Raw genomic sequence first — 20,978 nt, 5'->3', positions numbered from 1 at the left:
CCTGTTTGATTTGATGTTTTATCCAACGTTGGAAAGCTGAGAAATTGGACTTCATAATAAAATATTCTTGAATTTACAATTCATATGAGATAAAAAATTGTTATGTGGTGGTGATAATGCCTCAGAACAAAACTTCCGCATCCCAACTTTCTGCTCTCTGCGCTGATCCCCGGCTGTAGCGTCGACGGGCCAAACCGATTTTCCGAACACACAACCCGGAGTTTTTATGACTATGAACACGGATGTAAGGCCGAATCGCCGCTTGAGTAAGCTGGCGCTCACAATCAATCTTTCGTTATTCGCGACTCTGGGCTCTGCCGGCATATATGCGCAGGAAGCTGCCAGTGATGATGCAGCAAATGTTGAAGTGGTCAGCGTCACAGGTACGCGAATCCCCAGAGCAGAGATAGTGGCTACGAGCCCTGTGACCTCCATCGATGAGTTCCAGCTTCAGCTCGACCGTGCAGTAAACGTTGAAGACATTATTTTCAAACTGCCCCAGGCGCCGGGTGACGGTGCCAGTGGCAGTTCAGCCACCACCATCGACTTACGTGCATTGGGCCAGAACCGGACGCTTGTTCTGCTGGATGGTACCCGGGCAGTGCCCTTCGGCTTCCGTAACGCTGTAGACGTGAATGCTATTCCGGCCGGACTTATTAAGCGGGTAGACGTGCTGACCGGCGGCGCGGCAGCTGTATATGGCGCAGATGCCGTGTCTGGTGTGGTTAACTTTATTCTCGATGATGACTTCTCCGGGATGGAATTCTCTACCAGCTACGAATTTCCCGATGGCGGCGCTGAGCAGTTCAATGCCGAGGCGGTGTTCGGTGGCGATATACTAGATGGTAAAGGTCACCTGACCGGCTTTGTCAGCTACTCCGACCGGGATGCCCTGCTGGCCGGCGAGCGTGATTTTGCCATGCTCAACAGCACCAGTGTGGTTAACACCGGCGGTTATTACACCGATGTGGCCAGCGGCAACAGTTTCGGCATTGCCGATGACGGCAGCATCACCGGTGAGATGAACACCAACGACGTGACCGCAGCGTCGTATCTGGTATCGCCCATGACCCGTAAATCTACCGGCCTGTTCTGGGACGTTGATCTGCATGACAACGTGACTTTCTACGGTCGCGCTATGTACTCCCGGGTTGAGGTAATGTCGGCAGGCAGTGTAGGTCAGACGCCGGTTTCCGTGAATGAGACGGTAACCCTGACTTCCGATAACCCTTACATCACTGACGATATTGCCAGCCGCCTGACCTTTGATGACAATGGTCAGGCTCAGGTAACGGTGAACCGTAATTTAGGCCTTGGCCTGCAGCGCACCCGGACCATGCGCGATACGGTGCAGTTCCAGGCGGGCTTTAAAGGTGATATCACCGATTATCTGCGTTATGACGTTTATGCCCAACATGGCAAAACCGAAGAAACCGATAAGGTTTTTGGCAGCGGTTATGACACCAGCGCGTCGGGCAGCAGCACTTTTGCCGCCATCGCCAATACCGTGGATCTATTCGATCCGTCAGTAGCGCTCAGCAGTTTAGAAACCACTCTGATTTATCATGATCGCGAGCGCACGCAGAACGTGGCCGCCATCACTTTCTCCGGTGAATCAACGCCGCTGTTTGAATTGCCGGCAGGGCCGGTAAGCTACGCCATCGGCTATGAGTATCGTCGCGAAGCCGGTGTGCAGATGCCGGGCGACGCGTTCCGCCTCGGCACCACTTTCTCATCCGGCAGTTCAGCAGAAATAGACGCCAGCTTCTACAGCAGAGAAACCTTTGCCGAGGTGCTGGTGCCCCTGCTCGCCGACATGCCCTTCGTGCAGCAGCTGGATTTTGAGGGTGCATACCGCATCTCCAGCTATTCCAATACGGATGCTGACAACACTCACAAGCTGGGTCTGAACTGGACGGTGAATGATGACTGGCGTCTGCGCTGGACTCGTCAGTCCGCCTTCCGTGCGCCTAACCTTGGCGAATTCGCAGGGCCGGTTTCCGGTTTGTCTCTGGCCTTGTTTGACCCGTACAGTGACCAGTTTATCAGCCGTCTGGCGGGACGCTTTGAGGGTGATCCCTGCTTGTTAGGTACCGGCGATGCCGACCAGTGTGCCCGCTACGGCGCACCGGCAGTGGGAACTGAGTGGGATTCCTCTACCGCGCTGTATACCTACGGTGGTAACCCGGATATCAGACCGGAGAAAGCGGATTCCACTACCATTGGTGTGGTTTATACTCCGGAATATGTTGAAGGTCTGGACGTGACCATTGACTGGTACAGCATTGAGATTAATGATGCTATCTGGGTTATTCAGCCGGCTGCGGCGCTGCAGAACTGTTATATCGATAACCCTGTTGCGGGCAACCCGTTGTGTGGCGCAGTGCTGCGTGATGAGGAAACTGGTTTTATCACTACGGCTCTTGTCAATGACTTCAACGTTAGTACCTTTATTCAGGAAGGTCTGGATATCTCTGCTCAGTATCAGTTTGCAGCGCCGGAAGCGATGGGTGGTGATTTTACCCTAAACTACTCAGCTAACCTGGTTACTGAAGCTAAGAAAAAGCTTGATCCGACCCTGCTATTTGAAGACTGTAAAGGCACCTATGGCACAGCCTGTACCGGTGACTACGCCAGCTCATTGCAGGCGGACTATAAGCATCGTCTGTCACTTGGCTGGGGGCTGGATGCCTGGAACGTGCAGGTCAGTTGGCGCCGGATTGGTGATGTGGACTATGCCAGCGACCGCACTATCGGGATTTCCGCGCAGAACTACATTGATGTGGCGGCTTCCTGGCAGGCAACCGGTGAACTTGAGCTGAGTGCCGGTGTTGACAACCTGTTCGACAAGGAACCACCGGTGCCGTCCGCAGGCGCAACCCGCTTCAATACTGTCAGCGGTTATGATGTGGTAGGACGTTCTGTCGGGGTATCGCTGAGATATCGTCCGTCGCTGTAATTGCGCGCATTTTTGCTACAGAGGGGATAGTGTTAAACAAGAATACTATCCCCACTTTTTGCAAAAAGTAATCCTTGACAAAATCTTTACATTTAACTCGACCGGAAGTGAAAAAGTCGCTAAATTAGCCGAACTTTGTAGTTGTGGTATCTAAAGTTCAAGGATGAAAACATGAATAACGTTGTACGTGTCTTTTCTCTTTCTGCGTTAGCGCTGGCTCTATCTGCATGCGGTGGCGGCGGTGGCTCTGACAGTTCTTCCGGCGGCGGCACACAAACGCCTTCAAAAACGCCTGTACAGATCATTTCTGACGCACAATCTCATACCAAATCACAGTTAACCACAGCTGCAAAAACGCAGGCTGATACCCGTTATAATGGTGAATCCGGCAAAGCAGAGATAGATATTGCCCTGGCCCAGCATGTGTACAGTGTATTGTTTGACGACAATATTCTCACTGTGCCTGATATCGGTGAACACGATATTGAAAATGAACTCAGTAGTGACGGTTCAATTAACAGCACCCTTCAGTGTGATGAAAGCGGTACAGTAAAATACACCGGAAAGTTTAATGATAACGGTACCGGTAAGTTGTCCATGGATTTCAGTGATTGTCAGTCTTACTACAACAGCTTTGCGTTGTCCGGTGTAGCGGCGGTTTCTATTGATGTCGTCACCGACAGCAAAATGGAATACACACTGTATTTCTCCAATCTTAACTGGGAAGACGATGTCCCGGTGTCTATGTCAGGCCTGATTACCTTCAGTGATTCATTTTCAATGCAAACCGGCGTGACGACTTCGGTTAGTGAGCAATACGTAAGTGCTACGGTTGGCGATGAAAGCTATCTGATTGATGCCAGCATGACCACCAGTGATGACTGGGCGTCGCCAGAACTGCGGATTGAAGGCCGTGTCAGTGTGGGGTCTGAAGGTCATGTAGATGTGTCGCTGGATACTGACGAGCTGGATATGCCGTATTTTTACGGCAGTACCGTTGTGTTCAACGACGGTGAAGCACAGCTGAAGTTCTTGCAGGGTATGGTGATGTACACGCAGGATCTCGACAATGACGGCGAGGCCGACGCCGGTAAGTACTTTGAAAGTGTGTATGGTTTCGTTACAACACCGGTGAGTGATACAGAATTATATAACCTCGCCGAAATCTCTCTGACACCTTATGTAGGGTCGCCTTATCTGCAAGATGCTGAGGGGCTGTCTGTGGCACAGGAAATTGTTGTGCTGCCCGGTAATTATTACGACCTTGATACCCCGGACGAAGATCTGACTGTCAGTTACAACTGGTATCTGAACGGCAGGTTGCTTGAAGGCGTTCACGGCAACACGCTGCCTGCATACTCTGTGACAGTTGATCAGTGGATAGAGGTGTCAATGGTAGTGTCTGACTCAATCAATACGGTGGAATCCTATCCCCTCAGCATCTTTGTGGAAGATACACCAGCCGTTGTTACGGTAAGCAATGTGCCGGAAAATGTCCGTGCCGGCGATACCATTACCTTCTCATTATCACTGACCGATGCAGATGTACCTGGCAATGAAAACCTGGCGGCACTGGCGAGCGCACCGGAGGGAGCCACGTTAGCTTCAGATGGTACTGTGACCTGGGTTGTACCGGACAATCAACTTTTCAGCCAGATGGTGTATACCTTCGGTGTGAGCAACAGTCAGAACCCGAATAATACTATCGAGGAATACTTTGATGTGACGGTGAACGCTGATGAAGCGCAGCCGTTGTTCCGTTCCGGCGTGGAAGTGCCTCACCGGAATAATTCCCAGTGGGTGGCCGATTTTGATGGCGACGGTAGCAATGAATTGTTGGGAACAGACAATGGCTCACGGGTATTTTTACTGACGCTGGTTGATGGTAAATATCAACAGAAATGGGCATATCCCTACGCGCTGTCTGATGAACAGAATATTCAGCAGGTATTGCCCGCAGATATGGACCAGGACGGTACACCTGAAATTTTAGTTATCACTGAAAAAACCTTCTGGCTGATTGATGATTTAACTAAAGATGCACGGGTTTTATTGGAAACTGACGATTATTTCAGTGAAGCGTTACTGGCTGATACCGATAACGACGGCGTCAATGAACTGATTTATTCTGTTAAGAATGCAGATTACGACGCTAGTGAAACATCCATTTTTGTGAGTGAGTTGGGAAGTGAGCTGGTCACAACACTCAGCTTCAGCACGAACAACTTCCGGGCAATCGCTGCCGGGAACGTGGATGCCGACAGTAATGTAGAGCTGATTATGAACACTGGTCTGGTATACGACCTGACCACTGGTGCGAATGAATGGTTTTTCGGCTCCGGATTTGGTAGTTCATTTGTTACGGTTGGCGACCTCAACGGCAATGGTATCGATGAGATCATTGGTGCCGGTGCCTGGGATGCGCTTTACGTGTATTCCGCGGTTGATAAATCTCAGCTGGCGTCATTGTCGCTTGACGATACCTGCGATATGCATGCATACAATCTCTACGATGATGCGACAGATGAAATCGTGGTGAGTGATTGTCAGTGGGGCAATGTAACTGCGTATTCTCTGAATGGCAGTAATCAGCTGGATACAGTTTGGCAGGTCGGGCTGCAGGACCATGGTTCCTCATCGCTAACCATGGGTGATATCGACAACGACGGCAGTGCGGAAATCTTATGGGGTTCAGGCACCAGCAGTTCAGGCGCAGACCGCCTGATCACTGCAGACTACACCGCTAGTGGTGCAACGGTAAAAGAAAATACCACCGGTGTTCAGCTTGACCATTTCTATGCTGCGGGCTGGTCTGAAATCACTTCCGGTGATGAGCGCGCCGTGTTCTTTGTGCCCAGTACTGAAAGCGGTTATGACGGCTCCGTTATCGTTACGCTCACCGGCGATGGCACTATAACAGTGGGTGAAGAGCTGTCTACTAACTGGGACCACAGTACTCAGGCGGTAACGACTGACTTTAATAACGATGGCGCAGGGGATATTTTCCTGCCACTGACTTCCTTGTATGACGGCGCCTTCGGTGCAGTGCAGTTAAGCGATATGTCTGTTCAGTATTCCGTTGACGGTGACTACGACAGCACTATCGGCAAGATAATGGCCATAGACGTCAACGGCGACGGCTATGAGGATGCGGTCTATCAGGACGGGCCGGCGATTAAGGTTGTCGACATTCAGAATCAGCTGCTGGTGGCATCGTATACGAGCCCTCAGGGAGTCAGTGATTTTGATGCGGTATTTATTGATGATGTACTGAATCTGGTCGTGACCAGCGGTTACCAAAAGGTACAGTTACTGACGCTGGGAAGTAATGCATTTATCACCGGCAGCTCGTATGACATTGAATGTCCGCAGGTACTGTTTACCGGCGGTGAAAACAGCCGTCAGTTTGTTTGTTCCGGTGGTAACGACGAGGAAATGAACATGCTGGCATTTTCAGACAGTGGTGTGGAACTGGTGGCGGAATACAACTTCCCGTTTGAGATCACTGATATGATTGCGGACCCTGTTATCCCGTCTAACATACTGGTGGTAACCGGTGATGACAGCAGTTGGTACGGCTCTCATTCTGTTCTGCGAAGCATTGCAACCAATGGCAATATTGTCTGGTCCGGTCCGAAATTGAACGGCAGAGCAGGCAAAGGTGCGTTGCGTGCTCGTCGCTCGGAATCCGGCGATTTAGAAGTTATGCTTGGTACGTCAGCAGGGATGTACTTGATCCACTGATTGATGAGGGCGCTCAGGTGAATTCATTTACCTGTTTTCACCTGAGTTCAGATCATCCCGGCAGTGAGGAAGTTGCCACGGTTATTCCGCGAACCCTGCCGGAGCGCTCCTGCTTTATGCTGCGCCGTAAACTGGTAAGGTCAGCGTAAATTCAGTACCGGTATAGAGCTCACTTTCAACGCTGAGCATCCCTTCGTGCTCTCTCGCTATTTCGTACGAAATGGAAAGGCCCAGGCCAGTACCCGTATCTTCGTCTTTGGTGGTGAAGAAAGGATTGAATATCTTCTGCAGGTTTTCGTCTGAAATCCCGCAGCCATTGTCACGGACGATAAGTTCTACGGTGCCGTTACTGTTTGCTCTGGTGCGCACTTCCAGCTTACCCCGCCGTCCGGTTTCTTCAATTGCCTGCGCGGCGTTAATCAGCAGGTTGGTAATAACCTGAGAAATTTTGCCAACGTTCATCATAACGCGGGGCAATTCGTCGTAGTTAATGTCTACATCGCAGGCATATTTGAGCTTGTTGTTCACCAGCGCTAATGTGGTTTTCACACAGTTATTCAAATCAAAAAGTTGCTTCTGATCCGTGTCGATTCTGGAAAATTGTTTAAGGCTGCTGACAATTTCTTCCACTCTCTGTAAACCGTGTTCAGATTCTTTGATGAGATGAGAAACGTCGTTACTAATAAAGTCCATTGACTGGTAGGCCTGAGAATTTTTCAATGACGCAATCTTTGCTAACGCAACCTCATTGGTTTGTGCTTGCGTGACTTCCATCAGATCTCTGTAGAGTATTTCAAAGCTGGCTAAATACTCTTTCAGCGTGTCGAGATTACTGCTGACAAATCCTACTGGGTTATTGATTTCGTGAGCGACGCCGGCAGCAAGCTGGCCCACTGACGACATCTTTTCTGCCTGAAGTAATTGCTGCTGGGTTTCTTTCAGCGATTTGTTTGACTGCGACAGCTCTTCATTTTTTCTGTTTAATTCATTGGTGCGTTCGCGGACTCTGTATTCCAGAGACTGATTCAGGTTATGTATGGCATTTTCCGCTTCGGCTCTGCGGATATGCTCTTCTTCAAGATGCGAGATTAAATGATTGAATACCGTCGCTAACTCTTCGAGCTCATCGTTGGTACGCACATTCACCTTGATATCTTCATATTTGTTTTCTTTTGAAGCCTGAATGAGCCTGCGGGCGCCCTGTTGAAGAATATTGATCTGCTTTGTCAGATAACTTCCGAGAAAATAGGAAAACAGCGCAACAAGAACCATTTCAATGACTGCGATGGTATAAGCCCACTGCTGAATGTCGCTCAGTGACGCTTTCACCGCCGCAATATCAATTCCAAGATCAATATAACCGTACAAGGTATCATCAACCATGATCGGGCGGCGGATATCGTAAATCCCGTCACTGGCCAGGCTAACAGACGTATCGGCTTGAAAGTCTGAGTTCAGTGATTGTTCGTTGCCACCTGATGCGAAGACTCTGCCGGAGGTATCAGTTATTTTGACGTAATGAATATCTGAATCAGAAAGCAGTTCGTTGACATCAGCCTCAATGCCGGCCAGATCGAATGACAAAAAAGCGTTTTTAGTCGTTGAATAAAACAGGTTAGCCGTTGTATTCGCGCGCTTGACCACCGCATCGTTAACCAGGTTGGTCAGCAGGTTAAAGGTTGTTGTCAGCAGCAGTGCAAGCAATGTTGCCTCTATTAAGGCCACACCCAGTATTGTTTTTAATTTTAATGATATTCGCATAGGAACTACGGGTTCTCTTGCTGCAGTAAGTCTATGTTCAGCGCACGGATGTCATCCCAGTCCGCAGAAAATGCTTCCGAGAATCCTTTCATTTTGAGACTGTTTAATGCGTCACTGCCTTTTCCGCCAGGCGCCATGGTTGTGAGAACATTCAGTAGTTGTCCGCGAATTTCCTCTGACAGCCGGGGATGCGTCGCTATGGCATGTGGCGTATAGGCCTGGCTTGACCAGAGCACTTTCAGGTTCTCTTTAACGTCGTCATCTGTGGCTTGCAGAGACCGGTAAATCCCGCCGCCGGCCTTAAAAAATCCCCTCTTTACATTCAGATAGACGGAATCGTGGGAATGCACATAAACGGGTGTAAAGTTAATGCCTTCTTTTTGCATGGTTGCGCGGGGGATAATACTGGCGGCAAAAGCGGCCGGGGCCGGAAAGGCGATTTTGGTGCCATTAAGATCAGACAATTGTGTAAAAGGACTGTCACGCGGCACAACGATGATGCCCTGAATGGTTTGATCTTTCTGGCGGACCAGCGCGCGGTAACCGGGATTTTTGTGAAAAACGACAAAGTGATAAGGGTTCATGTAAGCAATGTCGTATTTGCCTTCTGACAGTGCTTTTTCAAATGTCGGAATATCTTTCGCGGTTTCAAAGTGAAAAGTGTGTCCGGTCTCAGACCCGATATAGCTGAGCAAAGGTTGCCACGCCTCAGCGAGCTTTTTCGGCGAGTGCTGCGGAACAATGCCCACAGAAAAGGACTCAGCAGCAGCGGAATGTGATATGAGCATTAATAGTATTGCAACGACCCGCCTGACCAACAATTCAGACATATTTTCTCTTCTCCCGCCCCGTGACGTCCACTCGTGCCGTCATCACCATCGTCTTTCTGTCATTCTATAACAAAATATGAGATAGGGCATTTTGTGCAGAAATGCCTTTTTCGCCCCGCTTTCGTTATAATTCTCTGCATCACTTTTTATAAGAACATCTGTTATGGCTACCGCATCTGCTCTTCATATTCTGGTTAAGACTGAAAAAGAAGCCCTTTCCATTCTTGAACAACTGAAGAAAGGCAAAGACTTTGCCGCACTGGCAAAGAAACACTCAACGTGTCCGTCGGGAAAGCGGGGCGGAGATTTGGGTGAATTTCGCCGCGGACAGATGGTGAAACAATTTGATGACGTAGTGTTTAAAAAAGAAGTGCTTAAATTGCACGGACCGGTAAAAACAAAGTTCGGCTATCACCTGATCAAAACCTTGTACCGCAGCTGATTTCAATTCAGGGTCTTCCCGAAAGGGAAGACTATCCATTCCCTCAGTCAACTATCACATAATAAGTGCAGACGCACCATTCATGAGCAAAATGCTGAACCACAGGTGTGCATTTTGTTTGACAGTTGGTTGTTTTTCATTCTCCTCTGATCTGTTTCGTGTCATTTTCCCTGTTTAAAAGTTCCACAATTGAATGCTTTTATTGATTCTGTGAATGAGCATTATCTCGTCAATCATTTCACTTATTGGCAGGATCATAAATAGTCTGTTCACATCATAGACTTAGATATAGTCAAATTTTTATATAGCATAACTTATTGTATTTAATAATTTTCCGTTCTTTAAGCTCAAATTTTTCATTCGATAGTGTGTTTAAAATTTCTAAATATACAGGGAAGTTTGGCTAAACATTCAGCGCTAACTAACCCCTTGCATATTCCTTTTTGATATAAATATGTATATTGCCACCGGTGGCAATAGATATTAGATTTGGTTAACAATAAAAATTATAAATTAACAATGCGAGCACGCATGTGTTCGGATCATGAGTCTCAGTATCCCGTGCCTGAGGAGAAGACATTGAAAGTACTGATATTAAATGAAGGACTCGAACAACAAGGTCACACAGAGAAGCGATGTGCGGTTTCGCCATCCAGTGTGAAGCGAATGGTGAAGCGAGGTATGACCGTGGTCATGCAACAGGGCGCTGGTGTTCTGTCAGGTTATGCGGACACAGAGTTTACTGAAGCTGGTGCCATGGTGGTTGAAGATGCCGGCGCTGCGCTTGAGGAAACGGATGCGTTATTGTGCGTGAATCGTCCTGTCGAAGCGGTGTACGCCCGACTGAAACCGTCTGCCCTGGTGATTGGACACATTGACCCCTTTTTCCAGCAGGAATTAGTGGAATCACTGGCTGCGAAAAAACTGACCACATTGTCGGTAGAAATGATCCCGCGTTCTTCCCGCGCCCAGAAAATGGATGCGCTGAGTTCGCAGGCGAGTCTGGCTGGCTATGTCATGGTGATGCAGGCTGCTACGCATCTGCCGGGGATTCTGCCAATGATGATGACGCCTTCGGGCACCATCAAGCCGGCGAAAGTTTACATTATCGGTGCCGGTGTTGCCGGTCTGCAGGCCATTGCAACTGCAAAGCGCTTAGGTGCCAACGTACTGGCATACGACACGCGCCCGGTGGTAGCCGAGCAGGTTGAGTCGCTGGGCGGTAAGTTCCTGAAAATTGATTTGGGTGAAACCGGCCAGACGAAAGACGGCTATGCCAAAGAGCTCACTGAAGAACAAAAGCAGAAGCAGCAGGATGCCCAGCGCGATGCTATTGCTGATTCTGACATTGTGATTACCACAGCACAATTGTTCGGACGCCGTCCGCCGCAGTTGATCAGCAAAGATACCCTTGCGCTGATGCGTCCGGGTAGTGTGGTTGTCGATATGGCTGCTACGTCCGGTGGTAACGTGGAAGGCTCTGAAGCCGGCAAAGTGGTCACCGTTAACGGCGTCACTGTAATCGGTACAGGTAACTGGAGTCAGGCTGTGGCGAAAGATGCCACCGACATGTATGCCAATAACGTGTACAACCTGCTGGATGAATTTTTTGATGATGAATCAAAGCAATTCAACCTCAATCTTGAGGATGAGATCCTGGCAGGCTGCGTGATCACCCACAACGGGCAAATCACCAACGACATGCTTAAAAACGCTTATCAGGGAGCCTGATCATGGAAAATATCTATTTGATTTTTATTGTGCTGCTGGCGGCATTTTTAGGCTTCGAGCTTATCCGTAAAGTACCGGCTACGTTGCACACGCCACTGATGTCGGGCTCTAACGCAATTTCAGGCGTTACCCTTGTTGGCGCGCTGGTGGCATCAGGTGCTGATAACGATGTGCTTACCACTGTACTGGGTACCGCTGCGGTGGCACTGGCAAGCATTAACGTGGTGGGGGGTTACCTGGTAACCGACCGCATGCTTGGCATGTTTAAAAAGAAAGACAAGAAGTAAGGGGTCAGGAAGATGGAATCTGTAGCATTGATTATCAATCTGGCTTACGTACTGGCTGCCGGACTGTTTATTACCGGACTTAAATTACTGAGTCATCCTTCTACTGCCAGAAAAGGTAATCTGGTGTCTGCGGTGGGTATGCTGGTGGCGGTGGTGGTGACACTGCTTGATCACCAAATCATTTCCTACCACTGGATTTTACTGGGCTTTGTGATTGGCGGCGCTTATGGAGCCTGGAAAGCAAAGTCGGTGGAAATGACGCAAATGCCGGAAATGGTGTCGTTATTTAACGGCTTCGGTGGTCTGGCATCGCTGTTGCTGGGCTGGGCGACCATCAGCCAGCTGGCCACGTTTGGCTTCATGGGGGGCACGCACTTTGTGCTGATTACGGTGATCCTCACGATTCTGATCGGTGGTGTTACGTTCTCCGGCTCGGTGATTGCCTGGGGCAAGCTGTCTGGCCGTATGGGGGCCAAAGCGGTTATTTTCACCGGTTTGCGTGAACTCAGTATTGCTCATCTGATTGGTTTTGTGGTGGTAGGTTATTTGTTCGTTACCGATCCGACAAATCTGATGTGGTTATACGTGACTATCGCACTGGCGCTCAGCTTCGGTGTACTGGCGACCATTTCAATTGGTGGTGCCGACATGCCGGTGGTAATAGCACTGTTAAACAGTTACTCGGGTGTGGCAGCATCTGCGGCTGGTCTGGCGGTGGGCAACACGATTCTGATTGTTACCGGTCTGCTGGTTGGTGCATCGGGTCTGATCCTCACTAACATCATGTGTAAGGCGATGAACCGCTCGCTGATGAATGTTCTGCTGTCGGGCTTCTCAAAGCCTGTGGAAGCGGCAGAAAAAATCGAAGGCGAAGTGAAAATCATGGCAGCGCAGGATGCATTCTATGTACTGGAAGCGGCTCAGGCTGTGCTGGTAATTCCGGGCTATGGTATGGCGGTTGCTCAGGCGCAACACGCGGTGCGTGAACTGCAAACCTTGCTGGAAGAAAACGGCTGCACGGTAGAGTACGCTATTCACCCTGTAGCGGGCCGGATGCCGGGTCACATGAACGTACTGCTGGCAGAAGCGGATGTGCCTTACGATCAGCTGTATGAGATGGATGATGTGAATCCGCGTATGGAAAACTACGACGTAGCGATTGTTATTGGTGCTAATGACGTAGTAAACCCTGCTGCGAAAGAGATGAAAGGCAGCCCGATTTACGGCATGCCGGTAATCGAAGCCTATCGTGCAAAAACTGTGTTTGTACTGAAGCGCTCAGCCAACGCAGGCTTTGCCGGCGTCGACAACCCGCTGTTCTTCAAAGACAACACAAGAATGGTACTGGGTGACGCCAAAGACACCATCAACACCATCATCCGCGAATTCGGCGACGACTAAACGCTTTCGTGCGAAGAGCTGCTTTCCTTCGGAACACGCCGTAAACACATCCATGTGGGCTCGGCTGCCGCATCCCTGCGGCAGACGGTTCCGAATGAAAGCAGCCCTTCGCCCTGCGCGTTTGGTTGTTAACAAACACGCCTTAAACCCATCCCCAGGAGCTCGACAGCCGCGTCCCTGCGGCAGACGGTTTGGAAACGGAAGAGACTTAACCGCTGTCGGTGCACACTTTGTCTTGCAGCCACCAGAACACGCTGTAAACCCATCCCCGCGCTCACTTTTCCCATCAACTTCCCGTGAATATTGTAAGAAACGCGTAAGTCCTGAGACTCCTGTGCTGGATGGCGGTCAATGGAATAATACCGTGACATTGTTCAGAACTGGCAGGGGGCGAGATGATTATTTCTCACAAGTACCGCTTTATCTTTATCAAAACCCGTAAGACGGCGGGGAGAAGTATTGAAACTTATTTATCCTCTTTGTGTGATTGCCGCGATGTGTTTACGCCGGTTTTCCCGCCTGAACCGGGCCACCGGCCGCGGAATTATAAGCGTCGCTGGGATATCCGGTCTGAGTTGGGAGTTGCCGGGTACGCCGGCAAAGTACAGGCTGTGCTGGACTGGCTTGGGAAGCGTCCTTTCCGGAATCACTCTACGGCAGCGGAGATTAAAGCCAGGGTTAATCCGGAAATCTGGCGGGAATACACGACGTTCTGTGTAGACAGAAATCCCTGGGAGAAAACGGTTTCGCACTACAATACCTGCAGGCATTACCGCAATCCGCCGGGCGATTTTGAAGATTACTTGTCACGGGAAGAATATTGTTTTAACTACCCCAGCTACTGTGACCGTTCCGGGAATGTGCTGGTCGACAGGGTGTTTCATTATGAAAACCTGGAAGATGAACTGGCGGATCTGTTTGCCGCTCTGGGTGTGCCTTTCAGAAGGGGCGTGATTACTAACGCCGGCAGGATAGTCCGGCAGAGCAAACCGGATTACCGGGAGATATATACGGACAAACAGAAGGCCTTGATTGAGCGTGTATTTTCGCGGGAAATCGTATTGAACGGTTACCGGTTTTGATTTCCACTGCCGGCAATAAGCTTAAGGTTCGCAGTCATTGCGTCTGGTGGAGACGCAGTTTAATGCTCTGATTATCGTCATTTACCGGAAATTCAGGGCAAAAGTATTGCATGTTATTTAATCAAAGAGATATGCTGGCATTTAAGCTGGCAAAGAACAGCATGCTCTGAAATTCAGATATATTTCAATTTATTATCAATCTTTCCCCGGGACACGTTAATTTGGAGCAGCTATGCAAAGAAGACGTTTTCTACAGGGATCTGCGGGTTTAGCATCAAGTGTTGCGCTTGGCGCATGTGTTTCGTCCTCCCAATCTTCATCAGGTAAATTACACACCGGCTTACCGCTACAAATGTCACCACTTAAGCGCATTGAAGCCCGTCCTGACCGCATTGTCACTATGAATGTGTGTACCCGGCCATTCCGCGCTCAGGGACCGAGAATCGAGCTTGAAAAGGCGGGTGCAAAGTCCATTGTTCATAACTACGGGCACGGCGGCAGTGGCTGGTCGCTGTCCTGGGGGACCGCTGTACTGGCGAAATCGCTGGTCGCTGAAGCAATGAACAAGGAAGTTGCGGTTATCGGCTGTGGTGCGATTGGCTTAACCACTGCGATCCAATGTCAGCGTGCGGGCTATAAGGTTAAGATTTATGCCAAAGAACGTCCCCCCTATGTGCGCTCGTCATTTGCAACGGGGATCTGGTCGCCGGACTCCCGCATTGTTGATTTAGCTCATGCGGATTCGTTTGCACAAAAATGGGAAATGATGGCAAGAATTTCCTTTCGCCGGTACCAGACCTTATTGGGGCTCACAGGTACGCCGGTGGAATGGACGACTATATTCCGTGCTTCAGATACGCCATTTTCAGAAACGGGGCACTACGAGGCGAAAGGAGAGCCTGCGTATCCCACTTTTGAACGGGATCTCATTGGTGATATTACGCCCCGCTCATGGGATATCCCGGCTCATATGAATCCGTTCCCGGTACCTTACGTACGCCGTTACCCGTTACTGATGTTTAATATCAGCGAGTATTCACGGGTACTGATGGGCGAATTCATACAAAATGGCGGTGAAATTGTGACGCGGGAACTGACCAGCCCGTCTGACTTTGCCAACTTCGATGAGAATACACTGGTAAATTGCACAGGTTACGGTGCCAGGACCCTGTTAGGTGATGACAGTATCACGCCGGTCCGGGGACAAACCTGTAAGCTCATCCCGCAGCCGGAAGTGAAGTACGGCATTCAGTATTTCAATAAGCATGTATCTGTTTATCCGCGGCGCGACGGCTTACTGGTGCAGGCGGGTGGTGATCACGACTTTGGTAATCCGGCAGCCAATATCGATCCTGAAGAGTCGCTGAGCGCAGTGGCGCGCCTTGCAGATTTCATCGCCGCCATGAAAACGGCGTGACCAGCACGCTTTAGTATCATTAAGATGATGAAATTAACCGGTGTTAAGTGTAACGAAATAAACACGGCTGCCATTCAAAACAAATTTCTGTGTTTTTAACTAATGTTAATTTCATCTTGTCGCTAACCGGTTAAAGTAGCCCATCATCTACTTTACGGAGACACACCTGTGAGCTTAATTCCTGCACTTTCCCAGCGCTTCTCGTTAAAACAATTCTCGTCACAAAAAGTCAGTGATGAAGACATCAACGGTATGACTGAAGCGGCCCGTCTGTCGGTGTCTGCTTTTGGCCTGCAACCTTACCGTCTTATCGTGATTGACGACAGAGACACGCTGAATGCACTGGCGGCGCACACCTTTGGTCAGACTCAGCTGCCAAGCTGTTCTCATTTGTTTATTTTTGCCAACGAAACTGAGATTACTGACAAAACGGTGGATGCATACTTTGACCGCATTTATTCTCAGACCAGCGCGGAAGCCGGTAGTCAGGCGGGCTATGCCGATTACATTAAGTCTTATTATGCGGGTCAGACACCTGAGCAAAAGGTACAGGTAGCGCAGCAGCAAGCTTTCATTGCACTGGGTTCGCTGATTGCTGAAGGTGCACTCCGTGGTGTGGACACCTGCCCGATGACAGGATTTAGTCCTGCCGGAATTAACAAGGCACTGGGGCTCACTGAGCGCGGGCTGAATGCCTGTGTCATTTGCGCGGCCGGTTACCGCCTTGAAGATGCTGTGGTGCCTGAGAAGGTCAGGGTGCCGGCAGATGAATTTACGCTGCGCGGTTTAGAAGCCGTTTAAAAAAAGAATGGCCGGTATCGCAGGATACCGGCCATTTTGTTTTACGTTAGTGATGTTTTACATCAGAACTTCACGTTAACGCCTACCCACAAGTTACGCGCGCGGTCTTTGATGTTGTAGTCATCGAGGAATACGACTTCACTTACCACACCACGACCGGTGAGATACTCGTAACTGCCGTCACCATTCAAATCGTTGTATTCTGTGGTGTAAGACGTGAAATCTTCGTCCAGCAGGTTGTTGATACGGGCATTAACCGACACGTATTCAGTAATACGGTAGCGGGCACCCAGTGTCATCAGCTGATAGTTTTTGTAGTACAGCGGTTTATCCAGCGTGCTGTCCCAGCCACGGTAGCGGTCTGAACGGATTTGCGACTGCAGATAAACACTGAAGTCTTCGGTCATATCCCAGTTTACGGTAATGTTCGCCATGTGCTCTGCAGTGTTGGTCAGAGGCTGTCCGGCTTCAGGACCACTTTTCTGTTCGCTGTCCGTCCAGGTATAGTTAGCGGTAACGAACCACTCCGGGCTGATCTGCACGCGGCCGACCATTTCAATACCTTGCAAATCAACTTTATCAATGTTGATTTTCTGGCTGTAAGTCTGATAACCCAGCTGGTCGTAATCACCTAAGTTAACACAGGGGCGCACGCCGCCGGTGACTTCACAGCTGTAAACCGTATCACCGCTGGCAATTTTGTCTTCAAACTGCGTATTGAAGTAAGTCAGGTTGAAGTTATGGCCTGCATCGCTGTTCCAGTAAACAGCAATTTCACTGTTTACACTGGTTTCAGGTTGTAAGTCAGGGTTACCTGCGAACGGAGAGGTACCCTGGCCACCGAAACCGGTGATACCGTCATACAGGTCAGTGGTATTTGGCGTTTTATAACCCGTGCTTACACCACCTTTAACGGTCCAGTTATCATTGAAGGTGTAAACCGCATAAATACGCGGAGAAACCTGACTGCCAAAGACGTCATGCTCGTCATAACGGGCACCGGCCGTCAGTGTCAGATAATCATTCGGGCTCCAGTTGTCTTCGGCAAACAACGACCACATTTTTTGTTCCTGAACACCACCGGCATTGCTGTCTTCCAGGCCGAATACGCCGTCCAGCAGTTCCCCGTCGATTACCTGACCACCAAGCACGATATTGTGGTCGCCCATAACATCCGTCACAGGAATGTCGACGCGCACATCAAGCGTATACTGGCTGCTTTCCAGCGGACGCTCCGGACGCGGCAGGAAAGTGTCTTCTGCCAGTGCTTTACGCTCTTCTTCCGTCATGCCTTCGTAAGCACCTGTACCGTCGTACATTTCCTGCAGTAATAAACGTTCTGCTACGCTCAACGGTAACGTACGGCCATCGTTTGTCGTATCTACGTGAGACAAAGCTACCATTGATGAGAAGCCGTCAAACTGGCCCTGGTGCGTAATCGACCACCACTCACGGTTGAACTCCTGATCCGCAGCGTAACCTGCGCGGGGATTAACCACACCACGACGATCTGCCCAGATAGACTCAATGTTATCTTTGGTACCCAGAGGATAAGAAATTTCACCGGTATCGATGTTGTAAGTCGGTGTGTTGTCGTAGGTTTGATTCGAGTTGTCGTAATCAAACTTGAAGCTCTGGTTTTCAAACGGTGTGAAGAAAAGTGTAAAACCAAACTGTTTGCTGTCGCTGTCTACGGTTTTACCGCCGCTGCCGAAGCCCAGTTCACGGATATGGATATCGCCGTTAGGATCTACATCAGGTGCAAATTCAGGGTTGGATGCCTGACGCTCGTACATGCTGCCCCGTACACCTAGTGTCAGCAAATCTTTGATCAGCGGGCCTTGTGCAAAAAAGTCAGTGGTGATGTCGTCACCGAACTGGTCGTCAGTCTGAATGCTGCGGCCAAAGTTGATAGAGCCGGTCCAGTCTTCAGAGCTTTTTTTGGTGATGACGTTGATAACGCCGCCCAGTGCATCGGCGCCGTAAAGAGTAGAGGCCGGACCACGGATCACCTCAATCCGCTCAATCGCTTCCATTGGTGGTACGTGTCCGAATGCGTTACCGCCGAAGTTATTCGGGTAGATATCACCGTGGTTGTTCATACGAACGCCGTCAATCAACAGCAGGGTATATTCGCCGGTAAGACCACGCATACTGACAGTACCCTGACCGGTTTTATCGCGGGTAGTTCCGATATCGATACCTTCCTGAAATTGTACGGCATCCAACAGCGTAATGAACTGACGGGACTGTAGGTCTTCCTGAGAAATAACGGAAATACTGGCCGGTGCTTCTGTCAGTTTTTGTTCGAAGCCGGTCGCTGAAATAACAATGTGTTCGATATCGCTGCCGTCCGGTGTAGCCGGCGCTTCATCCTGTGCGAAAGAAGCGGTATGAAAAAAAGAGGCAATGATGGCAGAGGCGAGCATGGTGTAACGTGTTTTCACAGTTCCAGGTTTCATTGAGTCATATCCCGATTGGCGGTAAATAAATAATCCGTAATATAAAAATCGGGACGGAGTCTATCAGAGTGAATATCTAAATGCGAAACATTATTATTCGCCTTTAGTCTAGTGTTTTTACGTATCTTTGCGTTTCTTTGCTTTCAATGTTGTGTCTTGAATGAAAAAAGCGCAATTTCGTTGCTCTCATGCTGAATGGGGATTTCATTAAAATAATCTAATGAATTGAAAGGTAGTGAATGTGAACTCTTTGCAATGAAAGATGTTATCCGGCAAAGGTTACCGGCAGGAGGCAGTTAAGCGTGGATTAGGGAAGATAGACAGGCGCTCAGGTATCACCGTAAGCGCCTGTGATAAAGCCAGGTTATTGCTTAGAAGCTTCCCGGGCCGCTTTAAAGTCGGACTCACCGGTCCATTCCGGCCAGTCGCCGTTATTCGCCAGTTGCGCCATGATTTGACCAATCAAATCCAAATCCTGCTCTACGCCACCTAAATCCCATTCCGGCAGGTAGTCGTCAGCAGCTTTGTGATAGCGCTGTGCAATAAACGACGGGTCAGTGTCTCCCAGACTCATAAACAGGTAAGACGGAATGCCCTGTTTTGCTGCAGCGAAGTGGTCTGAACGGAAGAACAAACCATTTTGCGGACGGGGATCCGGTTTCACGAAACGGCCCTGCGATTTGGCTACTTTCGCCACATAATCTTCCAGTTCAGACAATCCTTCGCCGTACTGAAGAATATAGTCGGTGGCTTTATTCACGTTCATGCCGTCAATGTTCAGAAAGGCCACTATATTTTCAGCAGGCACCGGCGGATTCAGTGAAAAGTGCTCAGCCCCAATCAGGCCGGTTTCTTCGGCAGTAAACGCGCCGAACATCATGGTTCTGGCATTAGGACGTTTCTCGCTCATTCCTTTCATTACGCGGGCCAGACTTAGTACACCGGCAATACCTGAAGCATTGTCTACGGCACCGTTTAAGATCACTTCCTTGCCATTTTCAGTGCCTTTTCCTAAACCATCCCAGTGTGCGTGCAGAGCAACCCACTCATCCGGTGCAGTGTGTCCGGGCAGAATACCGGCAACATTCTGCGACTCCGCCATTTCGAATGTGCTGTGCAGTTTAAGCGTGGCTTTAGCGTTTAAATCTACGGCTTTGAAACCCGGTGCTGAAGCTTTTGCTTTCATTTCCCGGTAGTTAAGTCCCGCTGCTTCAAATACTTTTTGTGCAGCGCGCAGATGCATCCAGCCCATCACACCCACTTTTGACTGATTATTGTTGTCATCAATTAACGAGTATTTGGTGGTGGTGCCGCCAGCCTGCACAACTCCCCAGCCATAACCCGCCGGCATGGTTTCATGCACAATAAATACGGCTTCAGCACCCTGACGGGCAGCTTCTTCGTATTTGTAAGTCCAGCGGCCATAGTAGGTCATGGCATTACCGTTAAAGAAGTCTTTGCGTTGTGAAGCGAAACCGGGGTCATTAACCAGCACAATGACGGTTTTGCCTTTTACATCAACGTCTGCGTAGTCATTCCAGTGGTATTCCGGCGCGTTAACACCGTATCCCACAAACACAACGTCGTCATTCAGCGTGATATCAGCAGATATGCGCTCGGTACGGGCCACAAACTCAGCCCCGTTTTCGAAAGACTGATCGCCGATGGTCAGTGTCATATCCTGGTCAGCACTGATTTTCGCCAGCGGAACCTTCTGAATATAACTGTCGCCGAATGCCGGAGCCAGCCCGATATTCTTAAACTGTGTGACCAGATAGTCGATGGTTTTTTGCTCACCGGCAGAAAGCGGTGCGCGTCCTTTAAAGGCATCGCTGGCCAGAATTTTTACATCTTCACGATATTTATTCAGATTCACCGCTTCACCCACAGGTGAAACCGGTGTGGCGGCAAAAGCGCCGGTGGCAGTGAGAAGTGCACTGCCGAAAAAAAGCTGTTTTAACATGATTCCCGGAAATATTGTCTTTATAAGAGGAGACCAACACTACGCAAATCCCCTGTTTTGTACAAGCAGGAACAGGCTAACGGAGCAATGGTATAGAC

General features: G+C 49.6%; 13 protein-coding genes. 9 read left to right on the top strand and 4 right to left on the bottom strand.

Annotated elements, in window-relative coordinates:
* Positions 1-226 precede the first annotated feature (226 nt).
* Complete coding sequence (locus J3369_RS20680; RefSeq protein ID WP_349590561.1) at positions 227-2,959, top strand: TonB-dependent receptor domain-containing protein; 2,733 nt, start codon at positions 227-229, stop codon at positions 2,957-2,959.
* A gap of 171 nt (positions 2,960-3,130) precedes the next feature.
* On the top strand, positions 3,131-6,703 hold the full coding sequence (locus J3369_RS20675) for an FG-GAP-like repeat-containing protein (protein ID WP_349590559.1): 3,573 nt from the start codon (positions 3,131-3,133) through the stop codon (positions 6,701-6,703).
* Positions 6,704-6,817: 114 nt separating this feature from the next.
* Here the strand turns inward: J3369_RS20675 and J3369_RS20670 are convergent, their stop codons facing one another.
* Together J3369_RS20670 and J3369_RS20665 are read right to left on the bottom strand one after the other, a co-directional pair.
* Positions 6,818-8,464 carry a sensor histidine kinase gene (locus tag J3369_RS20670; protein ID WP_349590556.1) on the bottom strand — a complete coding sequence of 549 codons (1,647 nt, stop codon included), beginning with the start codon at positions 8,462-8,464 and terminating at the stop codon, positions 6,818-6,820.
* A 5-nt stretch (positions 8,465-8,469) separates the two neighbouring features.
* Positions 8,470-9,294, bottom strand: coding sequence for a phosphate/phosphite/phosphonate ABC transporter substrate-binding protein (locus tag J3369_RS20665; protein WP_349590554.1), 825 nt, complete (start codon positions 9,292-9,294; stop codon positions 8,470-8,472).
* Positions 9,295-9,457: 163 nt separating this feature from the next.
* Here J3369_RS20665 and ppiC point away from each other — a divergent pair, with 163 nt between their 5' ends.
* From ppiC to J3369_RS20630, 7 genes are all read left to right on the top strand, one after another.
* Positions 9,458-9,736, top strand: coding sequence for a peptidylprolyl isomerase PpiC (gene ppiC / locus J3369_RS20660; protein WP_349590552.1), 279 nt, complete (start codon positions 9,458-9,460; stop codon positions 9,734-9,736).
* Between the two features lie 579 nt (positions 9,737-10,315).
* Positions 10,316-11,467, top strand: coding sequence for an NAD(P) transhydrogenase subunit alpha (locus J3369_RS20655; protein WP_349590550.1), 1,152 nt, complete (start codon positions 10,316-10,318; stop codon positions 11,465-11,467).
* Between the two features lie 2 nt (positions 11,468-11,469).
* On the top strand, positions 11,470-11,754 hold the full coding sequence (locus tag J3369_RS20650; RefSeq protein ID WP_303572364.1) for an NAD(P) transhydrogenase subunit alpha part 2: 285 nt from the start codon (positions 11,470-11,472) through the stop codon (positions 11,752-11,754).
* Between the two features lie 12 nt (positions 11,755-11,766).
* The gene (locus J3369_RS20645; protein ID WP_349590548.1) at positions 11,767-13,155 is read left to right on the top strand and encodes an NAD(P)(+) transhydrogenase (Re/Si-specific) subunit beta; all 1,389 of its coding nucleotides are present in this window, start codon (positions 11,767-11,769) and stop codon (positions 13,153-13,155) included.
* 395 nt (positions 13,156-13,550) lie between these two features.
* Positions 13,551-14,237: a hypothetical protein gene (locus tag J3369_RS20640; RefSeq protein WP_349590545.1), complete on the top strand. Its 687-nt coding sequence runs from the start codon at positions 13,551-13,553 to the stop codon at positions 14,235-14,237.
* Between the two features lie 352 nt (positions 14,238-14,589).
* Positions 14,590-15,654 carry an FAD-dependent oxidoreductase gene (locus J3369_RS20635; protein WP_349590543.1) on the top strand — a complete coding sequence of 355 codons (1,065 nt, stop codon included), beginning with the start codon at positions 14,590-14,592 and terminating at the stop codon, positions 15,652-15,654.
* A 168-nt stretch (positions 15,655-15,822) separates the two neighbouring features.
* Positions 15,823-16,455, top strand: a complete 633-nt coding sequence (locus J3369_RS20630) for a nitroreductase family protein (protein WP_161599193.1) — start codon at positions 15,823-15,825, stop codon at positions 16,453-16,455.
* 62 nt (positions 16,456-16,517) lie between these two features.
* On the opposite strand, the gene J3369_RS20625 is transcribed toward J3369_RS20630, so the two are convergent.
* Together J3369_RS20625 and J3369_RS20620 are read right to left on the bottom strand one after the other, a co-directional pair.
* On the bottom strand, positions 16,518-18,917 hold the full coding sequence (locus J3369_RS20625; protein ID WP_349590540.1) for a TonB-dependent receptor domain-containing protein: 2,400 nt from the start codon (positions 18,915-18,917) through the stop codon (positions 16,518-16,520).
* 364 nt (positions 18,918-19,281) lie between these two features.
* Positions 19,282-20,880: a M28 family metallopeptidase gene (locus tag J3369_RS20620; protein WP_349590538.1), complete on the bottom strand. Its 1,599-nt coding sequence runs from the start codon at positions 20,878-20,880 to the stop codon at positions 19,282-19,284.
* Positions 20,881-20,978: the final 98 nt, after the last annotated feature.

The sequence above is a fragment of the Alteromonas sp. NFXS44 genome (assembly GCF_040148705.1).
Classification (GTDB): Bacteria; Pseudomonadota; Gammaproteobacteria; order Enterobacterales; family Alteromonadaceae; genus Alteromonas.
This window is presented reverse-complemented; position numbering and strand designations above follow the sequence as displayed.

Coding starts and splice junctions, on each gene's coding strand:
- J3369_RS20620 (WP_349590538.1), bottom strand. CDS start 20,880: ATGTTAAAACAGCTTTTTTTCGGCAGTGCACTTCTCACTGCCACCGGC.
- J3369_RS20675 (WP_349590559.1), top strand. CDS start 3,131: ATGAATAACGTTGTACGTGTCTTTTCTCTTTCTGCGTTAGCGCTGGCT.
- J3369_RS20635 (WP_349590543.1), top strand. CDS start 14,590: ATGTCACCACTTAAGCGCATTGAAGCCCGTCCTGACCGCATTGTCACT.
- J3369_RS20665 (WP_349590554.1), bottom strand. CDS start 9,294: ATGTCTGAATTGTTGGTCAGGCGGGTCGTTGCAATACTATTAATGCTC.
- J3369_RS20650 (WP_303572364.1), top strand. CDS start 11,470: ATGGAAAATATCTATTTGATTTTTATTGTGCTGCTGGCGGCATTTTTA.
- J3369_RS20680 (WP_349590561.1), top strand. CDS start 227: ATGACTATGAACACGGATGTAAGGCCGAATCGCCGCTTGAGTAAGCTG.
- J3369_RS20645 (WP_349590548.1), top strand. CDS start 11,767: ATGGAATCTGTAGCATTGATTATCAATCTGGCTTACGTACTGGCTGCC.
- J3369_RS20670 (WP_349590556.1), bottom strand. CDS start 8,464: ATGCGAATATCATTAAAATTAAAAACAATACTGGGTGTGGCCTTAATA.
- ppiC (WP_349590552.1), top strand. CDS start 9,458: ATGGCTACCGCATCTGCTCTTCATATTCTGGTTAAGACTGAAAAAGAA.
- J3369_RS20625 (WP_349590540.1), bottom strand. CDS start 18,917: ATGAAACCTGGAACTGTGAAAACACGTTACACCATGCTCGCCTCTGCC.
- J3369_RS20640 (WP_349590545.1), top strand. CDS start 13,551: ATGATTATTTCTCACAAGTACCGCTTTATCTTTATCAAAACCCGTAAG.